General features: G+C 72.6%; 21 protein-coding genes. 10 read left to right on the top strand and 11 right to left on the bottom strand.

The window, feature by feature from the left end:
* Nucleotides 1-126: 126 nt before the first annotated feature.
* Both fomD and IE180_RS02185 read left to right on the top strand, forming a co-directional pair.
* On the top strand, nt 127-792 hold the full coding sequence (gene fomD / locus IE180_RS02180) for a cytidylyl-2-hydroxypropylphosphonate hydrolase (RefSeq protein ID WP_190154995.1): 666 nt from the start codon (nt 127-129) through the stop codon (nt 790-792).
* Nucleotides 793-1,103: 311 nt separating this feature from the next.
* Nucleotides 1,104-3,128 (top strand): ATP-binding SpoIIE family protein phosphatase, encoded by a 2,025-nt coding sequence (locus IE180_RS02185; RefSeq protein ID WP_190154996.1) that lies wholly within the window; start codon nt 1,104-1,106, stop codon nt 3,126-3,128.
* A gap of 84 nt (nt 3,129-3,212) precedes the next feature.
* On the opposite strand, the gene IE180_RS02190 is transcribed toward IE180_RS02185, so the two are convergent.
* Nucleotides 3,213-5,429 (bottom strand): transglycosylase domain-containing protein, encoded by a 2,217-nt coding sequence (locus tag IE180_RS02190; RefSeq protein WP_190154997.1) that lies wholly within the window; start codon nt 5,427-5,429, stop codon nt 3,213-3,215.
* Between the two features lie 267 nt (nt 5,430-5,696).
* Here IE180_RS02190 and IE180_RS02195 point away from each other — a divergent pair, with 267 nt between their 5' ends.
* Genes IE180_RS02195 through IE180_RS02205 form a run of 3 tightly spaced genes read left to right on the top strand, consistent with a single transcriptional unit; the run spans nt 5,697 to nt 9,270 of the window.
* The gene (locus IE180_RS02195) at nt 5,697-6,221 is read left to right on the top strand and encodes a PadR family transcriptional regulator (protein ID WP_030692793.1); all 525 of its coding nucleotides are present in this window, start codon (nt 5,697-5,699) and stop codon (nt 6,219-6,221) included.
* Entirely contained in the window at nt 6,218-6,901 is a 684-nt protein-coding gene (locus tag IE180_RS02200) for an ABC transporter ATP-binding protein (protein ID WP_190154998.1), read from the top strand. Before IE180_RS02195 ends, IE180_RS02200 begins: the two co-directional genes overlap by 4 nt.
* A complete protein-coding gene (locus IE180_RS02205) occupies nt 6,898-9,270 on the top strand; it encodes an FtsX-like permease family protein (protein ID WP_190154999.1) in 2,373 nt (790 codons plus the stop codon). Before IE180_RS02200 ends, IE180_RS02205 begins: the two co-directional genes overlap by 4 nt.
* A gap of 98 nt (nt 9,271-9,368) precedes the next feature.
* Here the strand turns inward: IE180_RS02205 and IE180_RS02210 are convergent, their stop codons facing one another.
* Nucleotides 9,369-10,343 (bottom strand): hydrogen peroxide-inducible genes activator, encoded by a 975-nt coding sequence (locus tag IE180_RS02210; protein WP_190155000.1) that lies wholly within the window; start codon nt 10,341-10,343, stop codon nt 9,369-9,371.
* A 132-nt stretch (nt 10,344-10,475) separates the two neighbouring features.
* On the opposite strand from IE180_RS02210, the gene IE180_RS02215 reads away from it, so the two are divergent.
* Both IE180_RS02215 and IE180_RS02220 read left to right on the top strand, forming a co-directional pair.
* The gene (locus IE180_RS02215; protein ID WP_190155001.1) at nt 10,476-11,030 is read left to right on the top strand and encodes a peroxiredoxin; all 555 of its coding nucleotides are present in this window, start codon (nt 10,476-10,478) and stop codon (nt 11,028-11,030) included.
* A 13-nt stretch (nt 11,031-11,043) separates the two neighbouring features.
* Nucleotides 11,044-11,577, top strand: coding sequence for an alkyl hydroperoxide reductase (locus IE180_RS02220; protein WP_190155002.1), 534 nt, complete (start codon nt 11,044-11,046; stop codon nt 11,575-11,577).
* Between the two features lie 52 nt (nt 11,578-11,629).
* Here the strand turns inward: IE180_RS02220 and IE180_RS02225 are convergent, their stop codons facing one another.
* The 5 genes from IE180_RS02225 to IE180_RS02245 form a co-directional block, all read right to left on the bottom strand.
* Nucleotides 11,630-12,307 carry a hypothetical protein gene (locus IE180_RS02225; RefSeq protein WP_190155003.1) on the bottom strand — a complete coding sequence of 226 codons (678 nt, stop codon included), beginning with the start codon at nt 12,305-12,307 and terminating at the stop codon, nt 11,630-11,632.
* Nucleotides 12,304-13,731: an AI-2E family transporter gene (locus IE180_RS02230; RefSeq protein WP_190155004.1), complete on the bottom strand. Its 1,428-nt coding sequence runs from the start codon at nt 13,729-13,731 to the stop codon at nt 12,304-12,306. Before IE180_RS02230 ends, IE180_RS02225 begins: the two co-directional genes overlap by 4 nt.
* Before the next feature lie 155 nt (nt 13,732-13,886).
* Nucleotides 13,887-14,597 carry an aggregation-promoting factor C-terminal-like domain-containing protein gene (locus IE180_RS02235; protein WP_190155005.1) on the bottom strand — a complete coding sequence of 237 codons (711 nt, stop codon included), beginning with the start codon at nt 14,595-14,597 and terminating at the stop codon, nt 13,887-13,889.
* Nucleotides 14,598-14,974: 377 nt separating this feature from the next.
* Nucleotides 14,975-16,300 carry an RNA 5'-3' helicase PhoH2 gene (phoH2, locus tag IE180_RS02240; RefSeq protein ID WP_190155006.1) on the bottom strand — a complete coding sequence of 442 codons (1,326 nt, stop codon included), beginning with the start codon at nt 16,298-16,300 and terminating at the stop codon, nt 14,975-14,977.
* A 306-nt stretch (nt 16,301-16,606) separates the two neighbouring features.
* On the bottom strand, nt 16,607-17,368 hold the full coding sequence (locus tag IE180_RS02245; protein WP_030692784.1) for an isoprenyl transferase: 762 nt from the start codon (nt 17,366-17,368) through the stop codon (nt 16,607-16,609).
* Between the two features lie 110 nt (nt 17,369-17,478).
* Between IE180_RS02245 and mgrA the strand changes: the two genes are divergently transcribed.
* The gene (mgrA, locus tag IE180_RS02250; protein ID WP_190155007.1) at nt 17,479-18,516 is read left to right on the top strand and encodes an L-glyceraldehyde 3-phosphate reductase; all 1,038 of its coding nucleotides are present in this window, start codon (nt 17,479-17,481) and stop codon (nt 18,514-18,516) included.
* A 338-nt stretch (nt 18,517-18,854) separates the two neighbouring features.
* Here the strand turns inward: mgrA and IE180_RS02255 are convergent, their stop codons facing one another.
* A complete protein-coding gene (locus tag IE180_RS02255; RefSeq protein WP_190155008.1) occupies nt 18,855-19,592 on the bottom strand; it encodes a prepilin peptidase in 738 nt (245 codons plus the stop codon).
* A gap of 40 nt (nt 19,593-19,632) precedes the next feature.
* Here IE180_RS02255 and IE180_RS02260 point away from each other — a divergent pair, with 40 nt between their 5' ends.
* Entirely contained in the window at nt 19,633-20,013 is a 381-nt protein-coding gene (locus IE180_RS02260; protein ID WP_190155009.1) for a DUF192 domain-containing protein, read from the top strand.
* Here the strand turns inward: IE180_RS02260 and IE180_RS02265 are convergent.
* The gene (locus tag IE180_RS02265) at nt 19,985-21,124 is read right to left on the bottom strand and encodes a hypothetical protein (protein WP_190155010.1); all 1,140 of its coding nucleotides are present in this window, start codon (nt 21,122-21,124) and stop codon (nt 19,985-19,987) included. The genes IE180_RS02260 and IE180_RS02265 overlap by 29 nt on opposite strands.
* Nucleotides 21,125-21,155: 31 nt before the next feature.
* Nucleotides 21,156-21,644, bottom strand: coding sequence for a hypothetical protein (locus tag IE180_RS02270; protein ID WP_229860245.1), 489 nt, complete (start codon nt 21,642-21,644; stop codon nt 21,156-21,158).
* 122 nt (nt 21,645-21,766) lie between these two features.
* Here IE180_RS02270 and IE180_RS02275 point away from each other — a divergent pair, with 122 nt between their 5' ends.
* A complete protein-coding gene (locus tag IE180_RS02275) occupies nt 21,767-22,687 on the top strand; it encodes a hypothetical protein (RefSeq protein WP_190155011.1) in 921 nt (306 codons plus the stop codon).
* Here the strand turns inward: IE180_RS02275 and IE180_RS02280 are convergent.
* Complete coding sequence (locus IE180_RS02280) at nt 22,684-23,310, bottom strand: OmpA family protein (RefSeq protein ID WP_190155012.1); 627 nt, start codon at nt 23,308-23,310, stop codon at nt 22,684-22,686. The genes IE180_RS02275 and IE180_RS02280 overlap by 4 nt on opposite strands.

Raw genomic sequence — 23,310 nt, forward strand, 5'->3', positions numbered from 1 at the left:
ACCGGTGGTACGGATGAGCCGCCTGTGACCGGTGGTGCGGATGAGCCGACCGTGACGCGGGGTACGGATGTCTCGTCCGTGACCTGTGCCGCAGCGCCGACGGGAGCGCGCCCCTAAGATCTGCGCATGACAGGATCGGACGGCTCCCAGCACTGGGCGCCGGGGGAGCACATCCTCTGGCGCTACCGCGGCAACGGCACCGAAGACGTGGCCATCTGCCGCCCGGTGACCGTCGTGCAGGACACGCCCGAGCTGCTCGCCGTCTGGATGGCGCCCGGCACCGAGTGCGTGCGGCCGGTGCTCGCCGACGGCACCCCCGTGCACGACGAGCCGCTCGCCACCCGCTACACCGCCCCGCGCACCACCGAGCGCGCCCGCTGGTCCGGCACCGGGGTCCTCAAGCTGGCCAGGCCGGAGGACCCCTGGTCGGTGTGGCTCTTCTGGGAGCGCGGCTGGCGCTTCCGCAGCTGGTACGTGAACCTGGAGGAGCCGCGGACCCGCTGGTCCGGCGGCATCGACTCCGAGGACCACTTCCTCGACATCTCCGTCTACCCCGACCGCAGCTGGCTGTGGCGGGACGAGGACGAGTTCGCCCAGGCCCAGCGGGCCGGGCTGATGGGGCCCGAGCAGGCCGCGCGGGTCCTGGCCGCCGGGCGGGAGGCGGTGGCGCTGATCACCTCCTGGGGGGCGCCGTTCGCGGACGGCTGGGAGGAGTGGCGGCCCGACCCCTCCTGGCCGGTGCCGACGCTCCCGGCGGACTGGGACCGCACTCCGGCGCACACGGCTCCGTGAGACCCTTGATGCGCCCCCGGGGTTCAAACGTAGGATCGTCCTCCGCAAGGCCGACACCGAGCGAAGAGCACGTCAGACCGACCGAACAGCACGTCAAAGGCGTAAGCCAGCGCAGGAACTGACCAGAAGTCATCCACGAGGGGGAGAGCAGTGCCGGACGCGCGCCCGGGTGTTCCGACCCCCGCCCTTGCCGCCGCTCGCGGAAGCTCCACATCCACCGCGGACACGGGGTTTAGCCCTGCCGAAGGCGCGGCATCGGCCAACAGAGCGAGTGCATCGCACCACCGGCCCGGACGGACGGAACCCCACGCGTGACGGAGCATCCCACCTCCCACGAAGGCCGGCAGCCCCTGGCTGCCCGGCCGCAGGAACGCGCTCGCCCTCGCCGGGAGGCGGCGGCCGGCCTGCCCTCCGACGTGCCCGGCACGGCGGGCGGCCCGGCGGCCGCCACGACCCCGGCCCCGGACGCGCTCCCGCAGCCCGCCGGACCGGCCACCGCCGGGGGCGCGGGCCACCCCGACCCCCCGGGCGGCACGGACCACCCGAACTCCCCCGGCTTCCCCGGCGGTACGGGCCACCCCGGCGCCCCCGGTGCCGTGGCCCTCGCCGTCTCCCCGCAGCATCCCGGCGGCGGGGACACCTCCGCCCGGCGGGAGGGCGACCGGCTGCGGTTCGTCGGCGCCGCGACCCGGCGCATCGCGCGCGGCATCGACCTGGACGAGATCGTCCTCGGGCTGTGCCGGGCCACCGTGCCGACCTTCTCCGACGAGATCCTGGTCTACCTCCGCGACCCGCTCCCGGTGGGCGACGAGCGGCCCGTGGCGCCCTTCGTGCTGCGGCTGCGCCGCACCGACCGGCTGCGGTTAAGCGATCTGGAGGGCGAGGACCTCGTCCTCGTACCCGATCCGGATCCGACCCCCGCGGCCGAACTCTGCGAGGTGCGGTCCGGCGGGGCGCTGGCCGAGGTGCTGCGCGGGGTGCGCCCGGTCTTCGGTGACGGCGCGGCCGCCAGGACGGCGCTGGCCGAACTGCTCGGCGCCGAGCACCCGCTGCCCGGCGGGCTGCGGGCGATACTGGCCCCCCTGCGCGGCCGGCGGCGGGTGATCGGCGCCGCCGTGTTCCTGCGCCGCCCCGAGCGGGCCGGCTTCGAGCCGAACGACCTGCTCGTCGCGGCGCAGTTGGCCACGCACACCGCGCTCGGCATCGACAAGGCCGTGCTGTACGGCCGCGAGGCGTACATCGCGGACGAGCTCCAGCGGACGATGCTGCCGGACTCGCTGCCGCAGCCGACCGGCGTCAAGCTGGCCTCGCGCTATCTGCCGGCGGCCGAGACGGCCCGGGTCGGCGGCGACTGGTACGACGCGATCCCGCTGCCCGGCAGCAGGGTCGCCCTCGTCGTCGGCGACGTCATGGGCCACTCCATGACCTCGGCGGCGATCATGGGCCAGCTGCGCACGACCGCGCAGACCCTGGCCGGTCTCGACCTGCCCCCGCAGGAGGTCCTGCACCACCTGGACGAGCAGGCGCAGCGGCTCGGCGAGAACCGCATGGCGACCTGCATGTACGCGGTGTATGACCCGGTCTCGCACCGGATCACCGTGGCCAACGCGGGCCATCCGCCGCCGATACTGCTCCACCTGGGCGGCCGCGCCGAGGTGCTGCGGGTGCCGTCCGGGGCCCCCATCGGGGTCGGCGGGGTGGACTTCGAGGCCGTCGAGCTGGACGCCCCGGCCGGGGCCACGCTGCTGCTCTACACGGACGGTCTCGTCGAGTCCCGGCTGCGGGACGTGTGGACCGGGATCGAGCAGCTGCGGGAGCGCCTGGCGGCGACCGCGCAGCTGACGGGGCCGGACCATTCGCCGCCCCTGGAGGCGCTCTGCGACGACGTCCTCGACATGCTGGGTCCGGGCGACCGGGACGACGACATCGCGCTGCTCGCGGCCCGCTTCGACGGGATCGCGCCGAGCGACGTGGCGTACTGGTTCCTGGAGCCGGAGGACGCGGCCCCGGGGCGGGCCCGGCGACTGGCCCGGCGGGCGCTGGCCCGCTGGGACCTGGAGGAGCTGACGGACTCGGTCGAGCTGCTGGTCAGCGAGGTCGTGACGAACGCCGTGCGGTACGCGGAGCGGCCGGTGACCCTGCGGCTGCTGCGGACGGACGTGCTGCGCTGCGAGGTCGGCGACGACTCCCCGCAGCTGCCCCGGCAGCGGCGGGCGCGCGACACGGACGAGGGCGGGCGCGGTCTGTTCCTGGTGAACCGGCTGGCCCGGCGGTGGGGGGCGACCCGACTGTCGGGCGGCAAGGTGGTCTGGTTCGAGCTGGCGACCCGCACCTGAGCCCGTCCGCGACCCGTACCCGAGCCCGTGCCGTACGGCCGAAGGCCGGACCCCCGTGCGGGGGTCCGGCCTTCGGCCGTGTCGTCAGCGCGGCGGGCGGACGGTGCTGTTCGCGCCCGGGTCGCCGCCGGCGTCCGGCGGCTGGACCGAGGTCGGCGGCGCCGTCGGCTCCTCGGTCGCCGTCGGCTCCTGGGTGGGGTCCGGCGGGGTGGTGACGGGGTCGCGCGTCGGCGGCGGCGTGGTGGCCGTCGTGGTCGGCGGGGCGGTCGGGTCCGGGGAGGCCGTGGTCGGCTCGTCGGTCGGCTCCTGCGTCTCCGGCGCCTCGGTGGTCGGGGTGGGATCCGGCAGCGTGCCGTCCGGGTCGCCGCCGGCGGTCTCCAGGTCGAAGGTGGCGTCCGAGCCGCCGTTCAGGGCCCGTTCGGTGTAGTCGCCCCATATCTGGGCGGGCGTGCGCCCGCCGTTGGCGCGGCCGGGGTTGATGGTGTTGGTGAGGGTGACCTGGTTGCCCTTGGCGTCCTCGCCGAAGAGGCCGACGGCGGTGACGAGTTCGGGGGTGTAGCCGACGAACCAGGCGGAGCGGTTGTTCTCGGAGGTGCCGGTCTTGCCGGCGGCCTCGTAGTTGCCGGCGGCGCGGGTGCCGGAGCCGTTCCGCACGACGCCCGTCATGGCGCGGGTGGCGGTGTCGGCGGCCTCGCGGGTGATGACCTGCTCGCCGATCGCCTGGGCGCCCTTGACCGTGCGCTCCTTGTGCTCGGCGGTCTTCACCAGGGTCGGGGTGACCTTCTTGCCGTGGTTGTCGAGCGTGGCGTAGGCGCCGGCCATGTCCATGGTGGAGGCGCCCATGGTGCCGAGGGAGATGGCGGGGGTCTCGGGGAAGCCCGCGCCGTCCTTCATGCCGAGGTCGAGGGCGGTCTTCTTGGCCTTGGCCGGGGTGACGTCGACGATCATCTGTGCGTAGACCGAGTTGATCGAGCTGTTGGTGGCCTTCTGGACGGTGACGGGGCCGTAGCTCTCGTCGTCCTCGTTCTCCGGCGCGAAGGCGATGGGGCTGCCGACGACCGGCCGCTTGCTGGTGCCGTCGTAGACGGTGCCGAGGCCGATCTCCCGCCCGTCCTGGGTGACCGCGTGGTTGTCGACGGCGGAGGCGAGGACGATCGGCTTGAAGGTGGAGGCGGGCTGGTAGTCGCGGCGGGTCGCGTTGGACATCCAGTGCTCGGTGGCGCCGATGCCGCCGTACAGGGCGACGACCGCACCGGTCTTCGGGTCGACGGAGGTGGCGCCGGCCTGGACGGTGGCCTGCTTCTCGTCGCCCTTGCGGTCGAGCTTGTCCTCCAGCTGCTCGTCGACCGCCTCGACGAGGTCCTTCTGCTTCTTCTCGTCGATGTTGAGGGTGATCGTCCAGCCGCCGGCCTTGATGTCCTCCTCGCTGACGCCCTGGCGCATCAGCTCCTGGTTGGCGGCCTCGACGATGTAGCCGGTCTGGCCCTCCATGCCGGGGGCGGGCCTGGGCTTCTGCGGGACGGGGAACTTCATGCCGGCGCGGTCGGAGGCGCTGAGCCAGCCCTCGCCGACCATGTTGTCGAGGACGTAGTTCCAGCGTTCCTCGACGAGCTTGCGGCCGGTGGCGTTCGCGGAGGTCCAGTCGTACTGGTTGGGCGCCTGGAGCAGCGAGGCGAGGTAGGCGCCCTGCGCGGTGGTGAGCTTGGCGGCGTCGACGCCGTAGTACGAGCGGGAGGCGGCCTGGATGCCGTAGGCGGAGCGGCCGTAGTAGCTGGTGTTCATGTACCCGGCGAGGATGTCGCTCTTGCTCATCTTCTGGTCGACCTTGATGGCGATGACCATTTCCTTGAGCTTGCGCGTGGCCGTCTGGTCCTGGCTCAGGAAGTAGTTCTTGACGTACTGCTGGGTGATGGTCGAGCCGCCCTGCTTGCCCTTGCCGGTGACGGTGTTCCAGGCGGCGCGGGTGGTGCCCTTGATGTCGACGCCGTTGTCCTTGTAGAAGGTCTTGTTCTCTGCGGCGACGAACGCCTTCTGGACGGGCAGGGGGATCTTGTCGAGGCCGACGATCTCGCGGTTGATCTTGCCGGTGCGGGCGAGGATCTTGCCGTTGGAGTACTTGTAGATGTTGCTCTGCATCGTCGCCTCGGCGTTGGCCGACGGCACCGGGACCAGCAGGTAGACGACGTAGAGGGCCCCCATGCCGAGCAGGCAGAACACGATGAAGGTGCCCAGGCTCTTCTTCCAGGTGAAGAGGCGCCGTATGCCGCTCTTCTTCGCCTTTCCCTTGTCCGGTCGGCCCATGTGTCCAGTCGCTCCGCTCGTCTTGTGTCCGGCGCCCTCGGTGCTGACCCCCGCCCGCGTCGGATCAGCTCAGCAAGCTAACACCGACGAGGCGGACAAAGGACAACCGATCACGTCTTTTCCGGACGTGAGAATCAGCACCCACGCCCAGAGGAACCGACGCCCGGGCGGACCGGATGGTTGCGTGAGGGACTGGTTCCGCTTCGCGGCCCCTCGGGGCGGATCCGTCTATACATCGCGCGTATACACCCCATGTACAGTGGCGGCATGTCCATCGGTCACACCCTCCTCGGACTCCTGGAGTCCGGACCGCGCCACGGCTACGACCTCAAGCGCGCCTTCGACGAGAAGTTCGGCCAGGACCGGCCGCTCCACTACGGCCAGGTCTACTCGACCATGTCCCGGCTCCTGAAGAACGGCCTGGTCGTCGTCGACGGCATCGAGGCCGGCGGCGGCCCCGAGCGGAAGCGGTACGCCATCACCGAGGCCGGCATCACCGATGTCGCCCAGTGGCTCGCCACCCCCGAGAAGCCCGAGCCGTACCTCCAGTCCACGCTCTACACCAAGGTCGTCCTGGCCCTGCTCACCGGCCGCGGCGCCGCCGAGATCCTCGACACCCAGCGCGCCGAGCACCTGCGCCTGATGCGCGAACTCACCCGGCGCAAGCGCGACGGCGACCTCGCCGACCAGCTCATCTGCGACCACGCCCTCTTCCACCTCGAAGCGGACCTGCGCTGGCTGGAACTGACCGCCGCCCGCCTCGACGCGCTCGCCGAGGAGATCCGCCGATGAGCTCCACCCCTCTGCTGCGCGCCACCGGCCTGGACAAGGCCTACGGCCCGACCCCGGCGCTCGCCGGTGCCGACTTCGCCCTGCGGGCCGGCGAGGTCGTCGCCGTCATGGGCCCCTCCGGCTCCGGAAAGTCCACGCTCCTCCACTGCCTGGCCGGCATCGTGCGCCCCGACGCCGGCACCATCACCTACGACGGACGCGAACTCACCGCCCTCTCCGACGGCGCGCGCAGCTCCCTGCGCCGCACCGACTTCGGCTTCGTCTTCCAGTTCGGTCAGCTCGTCCCCGAACTGACCTGCGTCGAGAACGTCGCCCTCCCCCTCCGGCTGAACGGCGAGAAGCGGAAGGCGGCCGAGGCCAGGGCCGCCGAGTGGCTCGCCCGCCTGGAGGTCGACGCCGTCGCGGACAAGCGCCCCGGCGAGATGTCCGGCGGCCAGGGCCAGCGCGTCGCCGTCGCCCGCGCCCTCGTCACCGCCCCGCGCGTGATCTTCGCCGACGAGCCGACCGGCGCGCTCGACTCCCTCAACGGCGAGCGGGTCATGCGGCTCCTCACCGACGCCTCCCGGGACACCGGCGCCGCCGTCGTCCTCGTCACCCACGAGGCCCGGGTCGCCGCCTGGTCGGACCGCGAGGTCGTCGTACGGGACGGCTCGGTACGGGACGCGGAGTGGGCCGCGTGAGCCTCGGCACCTGGGTGCGCGACCTGACGCTCGGCGCCCGGTTCGCGGTCGCCGGCGGCCGCTCCGGCCTGCTCCGCACCCTGCTGACCGCCACCGGCGTCGGCTTCGGCGTGTCCCTGCTGCTGCTCGCCGCCTCCTTCCCGAACATGCTCTTCCAGCGGGAGGTACGGGAGTCGGTCCGCGCCGTCGACGGCAGCGAGCAGGTCACCTCGCCCCGCCCCGACTCCTTTCTCCACCTCGGCCGGGACACCGTCTACCGCGACGACGTCGTCAGCGGTCTGTTGCTGCGCCCCGAGGGCGACGCGCCCCCGGTCCCGCCGGGCGCGGACAGGTTCCCCGGGACCGGCGAGATGCTGGTCTCCCCCGCGCTCGGGGAACTGCTCGACTCCCCCGAGGGCGCCCTCCTCAAGGAGCGGATCCCCTACGAGGCCGTCGGGACGATCGGACCGGCGGGACTCATCGGCCCGGCCGAACTCCGGTACGTCGCCCACGTCGACTTCCTGACCCCGGAGAACCTCGACGGGCGCGGCACGCGCTACGGCTGGTCGGTGCCCGCGGAACCGATGAACGCGTTCCTGGTCCTCCTCGTCGTCGTCGCCTGCGTCGTCCTGCTCCTGCCGGTCCTCGTCTTCGTCGCGACCGCCGTCCGCTTCGGCGGCGAGCAGCGCGACCGACGGCTCGCGGCGCTCCGGCTGATCGGCGCGGACACCGCCACGACCCGGCGGATCGCGGCCGGCGAGGCCCTCGCAGGCGCGCTGTTCGGGCTCCTCGTGGGCCTCGGACTCTTCGCGGCGGCCCGGCAGTTCGCGGGCGCCTTCACCATCTGGGACGTCAACGCCTATCCCGGCGACGTGGTGCCCATGCCGGCCCTCGCCGCGCTCGTCCTCGCCGTCGTCCCGGTCGCCTCGGTCGTCGTCACCCTCTTCGCCCTGCGCGGAGTGGTGATCGAACCGCTGGGCGTCGTGCGGACCTCCGCCCCGAGGCGCCGCCGCCTGTGGTGGCGGCTGCTGCTCCTCGCGGCCGGCGCGGCCTTCCTCGTCCCGCTCGCCGGCGACGTCCAGGTGACCGGGACCAGCATCGACACCGTGGGCGTCGTGGCCGGCACGGCGCTCGTCCTGACCGGCCTCACCACGCTCCTGCCGTGGCTCGTCGAAGCGGGCGTCAAGCGGCTGCACGCCGGACCGGTGGCCTGGCAGCTCGCGGTCCGCAGGCTCCAGTTGAGCAGCGGCACGGCGGCCCGCGCGGTCAGCGGCATCGTCGTCGCGGCGGCCGGGGCGATCGCGCTCCAGATGCTCTTCCAGGCGATGGAGAACGACTTCACCCACCTCAGCGGCGCGGACACCACCCGCGCCCAGCTCGCGATCGGCACCGACGCCAGGAACGCCGACGAGGCCCGGGAGGCGATCGACCGCCTCCGGCGGACCGAGGGCGTCAGCGGCGTGATCGGGACCGTCGAGTCCCACGTCTGGCGGCCCGGCCCCCTGAAGGAGGGCGAGGAGTTCTCCCCGATGGCCTCGCTCCGGGTCGGCGACTGCGCCTCCCTCCGGGAGTACGCCGCACTGCCCTCCTGCGCCGACGGCGACGTCTTCGTCCTCCTCGCGCACGGCGCCCAGGGCACCCCGGACGACCTCTTCGTCACCCGGACCGCCCGGCCCGGCGCCACGGTCGCCCTGCGCGACCCTCATCCGCACCCGAGCGCGCCGAAGCCCCCGAAGGGCACCCCGCTGCCGCAGTGGCGGATCCCCACGACGGCCCGGATCGTGGACTCCCGCCCCGACCCGACGGGCATGTACGAGTACGGCGTCCTCGCCACCCCGAAGGCGGTCGACGCGTCCCTCCTGGACGAGCCCGACACGCAGACCATGGTCCGGCTCGACCCGGCCGTCCCCGACGCCGCCGAGTACGTGCGGAACACGGCGGCGGCCATCGACCCGACGGCCTGGGTGCGCACCCTGAAGGACACCGAGCGCGACGCGGCGTTCTCCAGCGTCCGCACCGGCATCCTCGTCGGCTCCACCCTGACGATGCTGCTCGTGGCGGCCTCGCTCCTGGTGGCGACCCTGGAGCAGCTGCGGGACCGCAGGCGGCTGCTCTCCTCCCTGGTCGCCTTCGGCACCCGGCGGTCGACCCTGGGCTGGTCGGTCCTGTGGCAGACGGCGGTGCCGATCCTCCTCGGGCTCGGCCTCGCCGTCGCGGGCGGTCTCGGCCTCGGCCTCGTGCTGCTGCAGATGGGCGGCCAGCGGGTCGAGGACTGGTGGGGCTTCCTGCCCGTCGTCGGGATCGGCCTCGGGCTGATCGCGGCCGTGACGCTGCTGAGCATGCCCGTGCTGTGGCGGCTGATGCGGGCGGACGGGCTGCGGACGGAGTAACCCGTCGACCGGACGTCCGAGGGGTACGGGGGATGCGGGACGGGGCGGGGGTTCCGGCGCCGGGGGTGCCGGAACCCCCGCCCCTCCCGCGCACGAGGTCAGGCCCCGCCGCCCACCACCCGTACCGGAAGCTCCTCCATCGCCCCGCGCAGGGCCTGCGCCAGCTCCTCGAACTCGGCGTGCCGGGCCGCGCCCGTCCGCATCGCGAGGGCGATCCGCCGCGAGGGAGCCGGCGCGGCGAACCCCCCGGTCCACAGGGCGGTGCTGCGGGCGGTCTCGACGGCCACGGCGGTGCGGGGCAGCAGGGTCACCCCGAGGCCGCCCGCGACCAGCTGGACCAGGGTGGCGAGTCCGGCGGCGGTGGTGGTGACCTCGGCGCCCCCGGTGCGCCCGGCCTCCCGGCAGATGTCGAGGGCCTGGTCGCGCAGGCAGTGACCCTCGTCGAGGAGCAGCAGCCGGAGCTCCTTGAGTGCCTCGCGCGGGATGGCGTCCCGTCCGGCCAGCGGATGGCCTTCGGGGGTGACCAGGACGAAGTCCTCGTCGAAGAGGGGGAGTTCGGTGATGCCGGGCACGCCGAGGGGCACGGCGAGCAGCAGCAGGTCGAGCCGGCCCGCGGCGAGTCCCTCCAGGAGCGAGGAGGTCTGCTCCTCGTGGACCTGGAGGTCGAGCTCGGGCCAGCGGCGGTGGACGAGCCGCAGGACGGTGGGCAGCAGATAGGGGGCGACGGTCGGGATCACACCGAGCCGCAGGACGCCGGTGAAGGGCGCCTGGGCGGCCTCCGCCTCCTCCATCAGCTCCGCCACCGCGTCGAGGACGGTCCGGGCGCGGACCGCGAGCCGCTCCCCCGCGGGCGAGAGCAGCACCTTCCGCGTCGTGCGTTCGAGGAGCTGGACACCGAGTGCCTCTTCGAGAGCCGAAACCGCGCCCGAGAGGGCGGGCTGGCTCATGCCGATGGCGGCCGCCGCGTCGCGGAAGTGCAGATGCTCGGCGACCGCCACGAAGGCCCTGAGCTGGGAGAAGCTGGGCTGCTTGCCCCGGTGCGGGCCGCGCGGAGGGTTGTACGGGGATGCCACTGATAACCACCTTCGATCAACGCGACCCACCCTAGCTATTTCACTGATCAATGCACCCCGTGCCAGTATGTGAGACGTCCAACCCCCACGGAAGCGTCCAAAAGGGACCCTTCCTGTCTACGAGGAGAGCGCGTGCTCACTGTCGGTGACAAGTTCCCCACCTACGACCTGACCGCCTGCGTGTCGCTGGAGAGCGGCAAGGAGTTCGAGCAGATCGACCACAAGGCCTACGAGGGCAAGTGGCGCGTGGTGTTCTTCTGGCCGAAGGACTTCACCTTCGTCTGCCCGACGGAGATCGCCGCGTTCGGCAAGCTGAACGACGAGTTCGCCGACCGCGACGCCCAGATCCTCGGCGTCTCCGGCGACTCCGAGTTCGTGCACCACGCCTGGCGCAAGGACCACGCCGACCTGCGTGACCTGCCCTTCCCGATGCTGGCCGACTCGAAGCACGAGCTCATGCGCGACTGCGGCGTCGAGGGCGCGGACGGCTTCGCCCAGCGCGCCGTCTTCATCGTGGACCCGAACAACGAGATCCAGTTCACCATGGTGACCGCCGGCTCCGTCGGCCGTAACCCCAAGGAGGTCCTGCGGGTCCTCGACGCCCTGCAGACCGACGAGCTGTGCCCGTGCAACTGGAACAAGGGCGAGAGCACCCTCGACGCGGCCGCTCTCCTCTCGGGCGAGTAAGGGCGGATCCGACATGGCTCTCGACGAACTGAAGTCCGCCCTACCGGACTTCGCCAAGGACCTGAAGCTGAACCTCGGTTCGGTCATCGGCAACAGCGACCTTCCGCAGCAGCAGCTGTGGGGCACCGTCCTCGCCTGCGCGATCGCCTCGCGCTCGCCGAAGGTGCTCAAGGAGCTGGAGCCCGAGGCCCAGGCGAACCTGAAGCCCGAGGCGTACCAGGCCGCCAAGTCCGCCGCCGCGATCATGGCGATGAACAACGTCTTCTACCGGACCCGGCACCTGCTGTCGGACCCCGAGTACGGGACGATGCGCGCCGGCCTGCGGATGAACGTCATCGGCAACCCGGGCGTCGAGAAGGTCGACTTCGAGCTGTGGTCGCTGGCCGTCTCCGCGATCAACGGCTGCGGCCAGTGCCTGGACTCGCACGAGCAGGTCCTGCGCCAGGCCGGTGTCGACCGCGCCACGATCCAGGAGGCCGTGAAGATCGCCGCGGTGATCCAGGCGGTCGGCGTCACGCTGGACGCGGAGGCCGTGCTCGCCGAGTAGGTCCGAGCCGTACGAGAAGGGCCCCGGGGCTGTCCGCCCCGGGGCCCTTCCGTCACTTCTTGAGCGCCGCCATGAGGGCCAGCAGGTCCTGGGTCATGGGGACGTCGATGCCGGAGAGGTCGATCGCCCGGGTGCTCCGGGTCGCCTCCCCCTTGGCGGAGTCGTAGTCGTACTGCGACCAGACGCTGAGCTCGAACTCCGCCTGCCCGTCGAGGACGACCAGCTGCGCCCCGTCGTTCCCCGACTGGTCGAAGAAGGCCTGTTCGCCCAGGCCGTCGACGGGCTGGGGGGATCGGCCGTTCTCGGCCTTCGGCGCGAACTCGGGGCCGGGGTCCGCCTTCTTGTGCAGGGTGTACGTGACCGAGGCGCTGTACCCCTCCTGCGGGGGGCCGAAGGTGAGCGAGCACCCGGCCTGGAAGAGAGCCGGGTCCTCGATGGCCGGGCCCGAGCCGTCCTGCCCGGCCTTTCCGAGGACGCCCTCGAGTGCCTTCAGCTCGATCGTGCGGCAGAAGTCCGCGGCGTCCCGGTACCCGCCCAGGTCGGGTCCCGCGTCCTGCCGCTGCTGGTACGCGTAGAGCCCGCCGCCCCACACCGCCGAGGCGAGCACCGCGCCGCCGAGCGCCCATGACCAGGGGCGGCGGCTCCGGGGCGGGCGCGGCGGCGGGGTGTCCGTGAGCACTTCCGGGGCGTCGAACTCGACGCCGCCCGCGAGCTCGGGCTCCGATATCACCCGCTCTCCTCCTTGACGGCGCCCGGCGCCGGTACCGGTGCGACCGCGAAGGCCGTCGCGCCGCGCGGCTCCGGGGTGCTGCGCAGGGCCTGTTCGGTGCTGTACGCGCGCAGGTAGCCGACGACGGTGTTGAGGACGGCGACCAGCGGCACGGCGACGACGGCGCCGCCGATTCCCGCCGTGAGGCCGCCGGCGGCGACGGCGAGGACGACGGCGAGGGGGTGGACGCGGACGGCCCGGCCGAGGATGAACGGCTGGAGGACGTGGCCTTCGATCTGCTGCACGGCGAGCACGACGACGAGCACCATGAGGGCGGTGAACACGCCGTTGGTGACGAGGGCGACGAGGCAGGCGAGGGCTCCGGAGATGACCGCGCCGACCAGGGGGATGAAGGCGAAGAGGAAGATGAAGACGGCGAGCGGGACGGCCATCGGGACGTCCAGGAACCAGAGCCCGAGGCCGATGAAGACGGCGTCGATGAGGGCGACGAGGACGGTGCCGCGGACGTAGGCGGTGAGGGTGCGCCAGGCGCGCGGTCCCGCGCCGGCGACGCCGGGCCGGGCCTGGGCGGGCACCAGCTTGAGCGTCCACTCCCAGACCTTCTTCCCGTCGTAGAGCAGGAAGAGGGTGCAGAACATGGCCAGCAGGATGCCGGTCATGGCCTCCACGATGACGGTGACGCCCTGGAGTCCGGCGGAGGTGATCTGTTCGGCGTTGGCGCCGATGGCCTCGCTGAGGTTCTTGGCGATGTCGTTGATCTGCTGCTCGGTGACGTGGAACGGGCTGTCGAGCAGCCAGTGCTTGAGCTCCTCGATGCCGTCCTTGACCCGGTCGGACAGGTTGTCGACGTTGTCCATGACCTGCCAGACCACGAACCAGCCGACCAGGCCCATGACGACGAAGCCGGAGACGGCGGTGACGGCGGTGGCGAGGCCCCGGGGCAGGCCCTTGCGGCGCAGCATGGCGACGGTGGGCTGGAGCAGGGCGGTGACGAGGAGCGCGGCGACGAAGGCGAGGACGACCAGCTGCACGGAGCTGATCACCTTCATCAGCACCCAGACGGTGCCGGCGAGGACGAGCAGCCGCCAGCCCGCCTCGGCGGCCACGCGCATGCCCCAGGGGATGGCGGCGACGGGGTCGGGGCGGGCGGCGACGGCCGGTGCGTACGAGGGGGGCGCGGGGACGGAGCGGCCCGGCTCGGTGGGGGCCTCGGGGTCCGCGAGGGGCGCGGCGGCGTCGGGGCCGCCGTCCGGGCGTCCGGGGGCGGCGGGGCCCGGGGCCCCGTGGGGGACGTCATGGGGGGTCCCGTACGGCGGCCCGAGCGGATCGTCCCGTTCCGCCTCGGCCCTGCGCTCGTCGAGGCGTTCACCCACGCGGCTCAGGCTCTCGCCCAGCCGGCTCAGCCATCCTGGCACTCTGGACATCTCTTCCTTCTTCCCCCCGCCGACTCTTCCCGCTCGCTCCCCGGGTACCCCGTGGGCCTTCGAACCTACACGCAGGGAGCCCCTCACCTGAGGACGGTGAGGGGCTCCCGGAGGTTGAGCAGGTCGGCTTCGGGGGCGCCCCGAAACGACGCGGCCTAGTACCAGCGGTTGGCCTGCCAGAACGACCAGGCACCGCACGGGCTGCCGTAGCGGCTGTCCATGTAGTTGAGGCCCCACTTGATCTGGGTGGCGGGGTTGGTCTGCCAGTCGGCGCCGGCCGAGGCCATCTTGTAGCCCGGGAGGGCCTGGACGAGACCGTAGGCGCCCGAAGAGGCGTTGGTGGCGCGGTAGTTCCAGCCGGACTCGTGGTCCACGATGTTGCTGAAGCACGAGAACTGGTCGGCCGACATCATCTGCCGGGCCATCGCCTGGACCTCGGCGATGCTGTAGGAGCCCTGCGCGGCGAAGGACGAGGCGCTGCGGATGGAGGAACGGTTGGCGCGCTCCTCGGCCTCCTTGCGCTCCTTCTCGGCCTTGGCCTCGGCGGCGGCCTTGTCGGCGGCCTCCTTCTTCGCCTCGGCGTCCTTGGCGGCGCGGAGGCGGGCCGACTCCTCCGCGGACTTCTTCGCGGCGGCGTCGGCGGCGGCGGCCTGGACGTCGGCCTGCTCCGAGAGGGACGAGACCTGTACCTGGGCCTGCTCGCCCGCGGGGATGTCCGCGAGCAGCGTGGTGTCGGCCGCGGTGGCCTCGAAGTTGTCGTCCGAGGGCTGAGCGGCGTTGCCCGAGGCGACACCGGCGATGGCGCCGACAGTGGTGACCGCAGTGGCCGAAGCCACCGCGAATCCCCGGACCGAGATCCGGCTCACACGGTTTCCTTCCAGCACGCCCGCACAGGTGACCACGCGGGCGAAATCTTGCCCCTGGCACTGGTCTCCGACGTACGGGGTCACAGAAGACACGGGCCCGTGGTGCTGTGGGCGGCATACGGCGACGGCTGTGGAGTTGTGTGGTGCGGTGCGCACCCCTGAGGGTGCACGTGTGCCGTATGCGGGGCCTGACGGAAGCAAGACTCTGCCGGACGGCGGCACCGCAAGGCAATTCCGTGTTGCGTGGGAAAGCTCACACCTGCTTGGGCGTACGGGATTTGGCGGATGAGGGCGACAGCGCGGCGCCGCCCGGCTAAGCTCCTGCGCTTCGCCGGGCGGCGCCAACTGCCTTACCCGTACAGACGGGTACGAATCGGTCAGATCTGAACGTCCTCCAGCATCTCGGTCACGAGCGCGGCGATCGGGGAGCGCTCGGAGCGGGTGAGGGTGACGTGGGCGAAGAGCGGATGCCCCTTCAGTTTCTCGATGACGGCGACGACTCCGTCGTACCGGCCGACCCGGAGGTTGTCGCGCTGGGCGACGTCATGGGTCAGCACGACCCGGGAATTCGCCCCGATCCGGGACAGAACGGTCAGCAGGACGTTCCGCTCCAGGGACTGGGCCTCGTCCACGATGACGAAGGCGTCGTGGAGGGAGCGGCCCCGGATGTGGGTGAGCGGCAGGACCTCCAGCATCCCGCGGCCGAGCACCTCCTCGATGACCTCCCGGCCCGCGACCGAGGACAGCGTGTCGAAGACGGCCTGGGCCCACGGGCTCATCTTCTCGGACTCGCTGCCCGGCAGGTACCCCAGCTCCTGGCCGCCGACCGCGTACAGCGGACGGAAGACCATCACCTTCTGGTGCTGACGGCGCTCCAGGACCGCCTCCAGGCCCGCGCAGAGCGCGAGCGCGGACTTGCCGGTGCCGGCCCGGCCGCCCATGGAGATGATGCCGACGTCCGGGTCGAGCAGCAGGTCGAGCGCGATCCGCTGCTCGGCGCTGCGGCCGCGGAGCCCGAAGGCCTCCCGGTCGCCGCGGACGAGCCGCACGTTCCCCTCGGCGGTGACCCGGCCGAGCGCCTTGCCGCGCTCGGACTGGAGCACCAGGCCCGTGTGGACGGGGAGCTCGGCGGCCTCCGGCACGTGGAGGGAGTCCTGGTCGTAGAGCAGGTCCACCTGCTCCCCGGAGAGCGCCAGCTCGGACATCCCGGTCCAGCCGTTGGCGTCCGTGATGGCGAGTTCGGCGCGGTACTCCTCGGCGAGGAGCCCGACCGAGGAGGCCTTGATGCGCAGCGGCAGGTCCTTGGAGACGACCGTGACGTCGTACCCCTCCGCCTGGAGGTTGCGCGCGACCGCGAGGATCCGTGAGTCGTTGTCCCCCGACCGGTAGCCGGCGGGCAGGACGCCGGGGTCGGAGTGGTTGAGTTCGACACGCAGGGTGCCGCCCAGGTCCCCGATGGGGAGCGGGGCGTCGAGGCGTCCGTACCGGACCCGGAAGTCGTCGAGCAGGCGCAGCGCCTGCCGGGCGAAGTAGCCGAGTTCGGGATGGTGCCGCTTGGCCTCCAGCTCCGTCACCACGACGATCGGGAGCACCACCTCGTGCTCCTCGAAGCGCGAGACGGCGTTGGGGTCGGCCAGCAGGACGCTGGTGTCGAGAACATAGGTGCGCCGGTCGGAAAGGCGGCGCTTCGTGCTGGTCACCACGGAAGGACAGACCCCCTCGGAAGACCCCTGTGAGGTCGGGGTGCGACGGAACCGGTGTCGCTGCGGAATGGGACCGGGCTCAGGCCGCCGTGCGCGGGCCGAACCACGGCCCTCCGCTTCTCCCGTGCTTGTCCCGCACGGTCGTCCTGGTGCAAGGGGCCTCCCGGGTGGCGGTCTCCGTGCCGCTCACTTCACCAGGGATATGCCCTCGAACAGCCGCTGCCATGCCAGGGCATATGACGACGTGTTCATGAACGCCAGGTGATCGGTTCCGACCGGAATCCTCCGGAGGGGGTGGCGCGGGGATCAGGCCCCGTAACGACGGTGCCGGGCCGCGTAGTCCCGCAGCGCGCGCAGGAAGTCCACCTTCCGGAAGGCCGGCCAGTGGACCTCGCAGAAGTAGTACTCCGAGTGGGCGCTCTGCCACAGCATGAAACCGGACAGCCGCTGCTCGCCGCTGGTGCGGATCACCAGGTCCGGGTCGGGCTGACCGCGCGTGTACAGGTGCTCCGAGATGTGCTCGACGTCGACGATCTCGGCGAGCTCCTCGAAGCTCGTCCCCCGCTCCGCGTGCTCCAGGAGCAGCGAGCGGACCGCGTCCGCGATCTCCTGGCGGCCGCCGTAGCCCACCGCGACGTTCACGAGTATCCCCGTGTTGCCGCGGGTGGCCTCCTCGGCCTCCTTCAGCACCGTCTGGGTGCGGGAGGGCAGCAGGTCCATCGTGCCGACGTGGTGGACCCGCCAGCGGCCGTCGGCGGCCAGCGCGCGCACGGCGTTCTCGATGATGCCGAGCAGCGGGACGAGCTGTTCCTCGGGGCGGTTCAGGTTGTCCGTGGAGAGCATCCAGAGCGTGACGACCTCGACGTCCGTCTCGGCACACCAGCCGAGCAGCTCCTGGATCTTGTCCGCGCCGGCCTTGTGTCCCTGCTCGGGGGTCCCGCCGGACGCCTTGGCCCAGCGACGGTTCCCGTCGAGGATGACCCCGATGTGCTTGGGCACCTGGGTGTGGTCGAGGCGGCCTTCCACCCGGCGTGCGTAGAGCCCGTACACCAGGTCGCGCAGGTTCACTGTTCTTTACCCCTCCATGCAGTGTCGGCCCCCGAAGCCGCCACACTACTGCGGCCGGGCGACGGGCTCCCAGCCCGGGACTGTCACAAGTCCGTGATAAGCAGAGATACGTGACTGATTCCCCCTTCTACCGCGCCGCCGCGGACCGCTACGAGACCATGGAGTACCGCCGCACCGGCCGTAGCGGCCTCAAGCTCCCCGCCGTCTCCCTCGGCCTCTGGCACAACTTCGGCGACGACCGCGCGCTCGACTCCCAGCGCGCGATCCTGCGCCGCGCCTTCGACCTCGGCGTCACCCACTTCGACCTGGCGAACAACTACGGGCCGCCGCCCGGCTCCGCCGAGCTGAACTTCGGCAAGATCTTCGCCCAGGACTTCGCGCCCCACCGGGACGAGCTGATCGTCTCCACCAAGGCCGGATACCTGATGCACCCCGGGCCGTACGGCGAGTGGGGCTCCCGCAAGTACCTGCTGTCCTCGCTCGACGCCTCCCTGAACCGGATGGGCCTCGACTACGTCGACATCTTCTACTCGCACCGCTTCGACCCGCACACCCCGCTGGAGGAGACGATGGGGGCCCTGGCCTCCGCCGTCCAGCAGGGCAAGGCGCTGTACGTCGGCGTCTCCTCGTACAACAGCGAGCAGACCGCCGAGGCGGCCCGGATCCTGCGCGACATGGGCGTCCCGGCCCTGATCCACCAGCCCTCGTACTCCATGATCAACCGGTGGACCGAGGAGGACGGCCTCCTCGACACCCTGGAGGCGGCCGGCATGGGCTGCATCTCCTTCGTCCCGCTCGCACAGGGACTCCTCACCAACAAGTACCTGAAGGGCATCCCCGAGGGCTCGCGGGCCACGCAGGGCAAGTCCCTCGACCCGAACCTGCTCTCCGACGAGGTCCTGCGGCGCCTGCGCGGCCTCGCCGACATCGCCGAGCGGCGCGGGCAGTCCCTCGCCCAGCTGGCGCTGTCGTGGGTGCTGCGGGACGAGCGGATGACCTCGGCGCTGATCGGCGCGTCCAGCGTCGCCCAGCTGGAGGAGAACGTGGCGGCGCTCGCGGGCCCGCCGCTGACGGACGAGGAGCTCAAGGAGATCGACTCGTTCGCGGTCGACACCGCCGGCACGAACATCTGGGCCGGCCGCGGCTGAGCGCCGCCGGCCGGGCCGGGCCCTGAAGCGGCCCGGGGCAAGAAAAACGGGCCGGTCCGTGGGGGGGATACGGACCGGCCCGAGGGGGGGTTTCCACCATAACCCTTCGATAGTCGTCCTGCGCGCCACGTACGCCGGACGAACCGCCCCTGATCCGCCGGATCCCAAGCGGCACAAGGGATCCGAGGCCCCGTGGCGGGTTTGCGCCCCGGCGTGGCGGCGGAGTTCCGTCCCTCCGAAGAGGGACCGGACCCCACGGGCACCGCATTGACGGAGCAGCACGCACCCGTCACGACGGGCGACGGCCCCGTGGCCGTGCGTACGGAACGCGGCCCCCGTCAGGGAAGCGCGGTGAACGCGCCCAGGAGGAGGCCGAGCAGCCCGCCCCCGAGCATGAAGGGGCCGAACGGGATCGCCGAGGAACGCCCGGCCCGGCGCAGCAGGACGATCCCGAGGCCGTACACCGCGCCGAGGAGGAAGCCCGCGAAGGCCCCGGCGAAGAGCACGCCCCAGCCGTACCAGCCGAGGGCGGCGCCCAGCGGGACCGCCAGCTTCACGTCGCCGAAGCCCAGCCCGCTCGGGTTGACCAGGAACAGCACCAGATACGCCCCGCCGAGGGCGAGCCCGCCGAGCAGGGCGTGGACCCAGGACCCCGCGTCGTACGGAAGGAGTTCCGCGCCGCCGAGGAGCAGCGGGACCGCCACCGCGAGCGGCAGGGTGAGACCGTCCGGAAGCCGGTGCACGCGCGCGTCCACACAGGCGAGGAGGACGGCGAAGGGCGCGCCGAGCAGCCAGACCGCGAGCTCGGGCCGGGGCCCGCCGGTGGCGGCGGCGAGCGCGGCACAGACCAGGGCGGTGAGCAACGGGGCGACGGACGGGCTCGCGGCGGTCGCGCAGCCCCGCCGCCCGGGACCGCCGAGCCAGCCGCGCCCGGGCCCCGCCAGGACGTGCCCGGCGGGACAGCGGTCCCGCCACGGCTCCCCCGGCTCCACGGCGAGCCGGTACGCGGCCCGGGGCACGAGCAGCCCGACGGCGGCCCCCCACAGGGCGGCGACGGCGATCAGCGTGACGTACACGGACGAGACCCTAGGCGGCCGTGCCGCTACGGTCTGCCGCATGGGGAAATGGGTGGACGGGACGGGGACGTTGACGGTGGCCGCTCTGGACGTCCCGCTGGAGGTGGCGGCCTCGTACCGGGCGCGGCGGCGGGGCCTCCTGGGCCGGGACGGGATCGCGGGGGCGCTGCTCATCGTCCGGACGAACAGCGTGCACACCTTCGGCATGCGGTTCCCGATCGACGTGGCCCACCTGGACGGCTCCTTCACCGTCCGGTCCGTGGTGACGATGCGGCCGGGGCGGCTCGGCATGATCAGGCCGCGCGGCCGGCACGTCCTGGAGGCGGAGGCGGGCGCGATGGCGGAATGGGGCCTGGAGCCGGGAGTACGCGTGCGCGTGTCCTACGGACGGGTCACGGAGGCCCCGGACCGAGCAGGGTGAACGCCCCGTACGCGCCGGAGGCCAGCGCGAGACCGGCGAGGACGGGCACGGCGGTACGGGTCCGCACGCGCGCGAGGGCCACGGCGGGCGGGAGCAGCAGCCCGAAGGCCGGCATCATCAGGCGCGGCCGGGACCCGAAGTAGGCGGCACCGACGAGGGAGACGAACACGACGCCGATCGTGTACACGAGCAGCGGCAGGGGCTGCCGCTGCCGCACGCACAGCGCGACCAGCCACCCGAGCAGGGCGAGCGCCGCGCACAGGCCGAGGGCGGCGGGCCACGGCAGGCCCGCGATGAACAGGGCGAGGGCGACACCGCCGTCGACGGAGTTGCCCCAGGCGGCCTGCACGTCGAAGTAGGCGGTGGGGGTGCCCTCCCGGACCCCGACGTAGGCGACGTACGCGAGCCAGCCCAGCGGGGCGACGAGCACTCCCCCGACGGCGGACCGGGGCAGCCTTCCGTCCCGTACGAGAGCGACGAGGGCCGTGATCCCGAGGGCGGCGATCAGCGCGGCGGCCGTCGGCCGGGTGAGCCCCGCGGCCGCGCACAGGACGCCGGCCGGGATCCAGCGCCCGCGCAGCACGGCGTACAGCGACCAGGCGGCGAGGGCGGTGAACAGGGTCTCCGTGTACGCCATGGACTGGACGAACGCGGTCGGGTACACGCCCCAGAGCACGGCGAGGAGGACGCCGGCCCGTGGCCCCGCGACGTGGGCGCCGCACTTCGCGATGCCCCAGGCGGCGACGGGCCCCGCGGTCCAGGAGACGAGGAGCCCCGCGGTGGCCGCGTCGACGGGGAGGACCGCGGAGAGGCCGCGCTCCAGGGCCGGGAGGAGCGGGAAGAAGGCGAGGTCGGAGTGGACGGCGCCGTCGGGCAGGGTGACCCGGTGGCCGTACCCGTGCTCGGCGATGCGGACGTACCAGACGGAGTCCCAGCGCCCCTTGAGCCGGTGCAGCCCGTCCTCGCCGGTCGCGGCGGCGGCGACGGCGAGGACGACGAGGCCGACGAGGCGGGTGGCGGCGTAGCCGCCGACGGCGAGGAGGGTGGGGCTGCTGGAGCCGGTGGGACGAGAGGGGCCGGTCGGGCTGGTCGGGCTGGCGGTCCGGGGCATGCGCCCGATTATCCGGGGGCGCACACGGGACTCACCCGAGGGGCCTTATGCGGACGAACTTCGCGGCCATGACGGGACCGAGCTGCTCGACGATGGCGTGCCCCGGCTCCTGCGGCGAGGGCAGGTCGCCGAGGAAGGACGTGACGATGACCTCGTCGATGCCGAGGACGCCGCGCGCGCTCTGCTCCTCCAGGAAGTCGAGCGTCCGACGCCAGTCGGCGGCGCCGGGGGCCTCGCCGAGGAAGGACCGGACGGTGTCCTGGACGACGTCCCAGAAGAACACGTGCGGCAGGACACCGCCCTGACGGAAGACATGGGTCTCGTACGCCCCTCGGAACTCGGGAATCCGGGTGACGAGATCACTGACCAACTGCACGCTCGGAGTCACGGCCACGCTCGGGGTCACGGCCACGCTCGGAGACGCGGTCACGGCCGGAGTGGCGGTCGCGGTCACGGTCGGAGTGGCGTTCGGAATCGCGTGCGGGCTCGCGTGCGGGCTCGCGCCCGGGGTCACCGTCATCTGTCCAGAATGCTCCCGCCGAAGAGGGATGTCCCGCCGGATTTACGCTTTCCTGGCGACGTCTTTCGCCGGGTTTTCCACAGGGGGTGCGAAGTGTCCCCCTTCCGTGGATCGTTGGGCGTATGTACGAGTTGGCGATCCTCGCCAGGGGCGGGATCCTCCTGACGGTCTGGGCGGTCGCGGCGGGCTGGCCGCCGGGCCGGCTGGCCGGACGGCTGCGCCGGGACGGCTGGCAGCGGATCTGCCGGGGCGCCTGGGCGGCCCCGGGAAGGGAGGTGGACTGGCGGCTGAGGGCGACGGCCCTCCAGTTCCTGCGCCCGGAACTGGTCTGCAGCCACGGGACGGCGGCGCGGCTGCACCGCATCGAGGTCCTGGGCGGGGAGGACCCGGAGGAGCGGCTCGACTTCACGGCTCCACCGCCGGCCAGATCGTGCCGCGGTGACCGGATACGGCTCCACACCACGGCCTTCCTCACAGACGGGGACCGGTCCGTCCGGCGCGGTCTGCGGACGACGACGCCGGCGCGGACGGTCGGCGACCTGATGCGGTCCTCGGCGACCCGGGAGGAGGCGGTGGTCGTCGCGGACTCGGCGCTCGCCCGGCGGGCGGTCGAAGGAGTACGGCGCGAGGCACTCGTCCGCCACGAGGACCTCTCCGCCGAACTCGCGGCGCCCCGGCGGGGCGCGGCCCGCGCCCGGACCTGGCTCCGGCTGGCCGAACCGGCGTCGGGCTCCCCTGCGGAGACGGTCGCCCGGTTGAGGATGGGCGACACGGGCCTGGTCCCCGAGTGCCAACCGACCCTCCTCACGGCGGACGGCCGGCGCCTGCGCCCCGACTTCCTCTTCCGCACGGCGGGCCTGGCGGTGGAGATCGAGGGCCACGCCTTCCACGGCACCCGACGGGCCCACGAACGGGACGTCGCCCGCTTCAACGCGCTCCAGTCCTGCCCGCAGATCCGCCGCGTGCTCCGCTTCACGGCCAGGGAGGTCTTCCGCCACCCGGACCGCATGACGGCGACGATCCGGGCGGCGCTGGCGCTCTAGGGGGTGGAGGCGGAGGCCGTGGTCCGGGGGAAGGAGATCTCGACGCGCCGGTTCTTCTTCCGGCCCTCCTCGGTGCGGTTGTCGGCGATCGGGTAGTCCTCGCTGTAGCCGCGGATGTCGAAGCTCGTCCCCGGGTCGAGGGCCCGCGCCAGCACCTGCTGCACGGCCACGGCCCGCTCCTTCGACAGCTTGAGCCCGTGCTCGTACGTCCCCAGGTTGTCGGTGAACCCGAAGACCCGGACCCGCCCCGACCCCATCTTCTTGACCTCTGCGGCGATGCCGGCGATACGGGCGGTGGCCTCGGGCGACAGCTTGGCGCTGTTCTTCGGGAACAGCACCTCGGCCTGCAGCGCGAACGTCACGTCCACGTTCGTGTCCTGCCGCCGCTCCTGCCCGCCCTCCTCCTCGACGATCTGCTTGATGTCGAGCACCTTGGCGGGGGCGAGGGTGGCGCCGTCGGGCAGCATCAGCCCCGGGGACCCGGAATCGATGACGGGCGGAGGCGAGGAGGTACCGGCGGGCCCGGGCCCGTCATCGGCGTACGCGGGAGGCCCGGCGAGCGGCCCCAACGCCACGCACACGAGAAGGAGGGAGGCGAGGCGGCGGTTTCTCGTCGTCGTCAT

This window comes from Streptomyces litmocidini (assembly GCF_014649755.1).
Taxonomy (GTDB): domain Bacteria; phylum Actinomycetota; class Actinomycetes; order Streptomycetales; family Streptomycetaceae; genus Streptomyces; species Streptomyces litmocidini.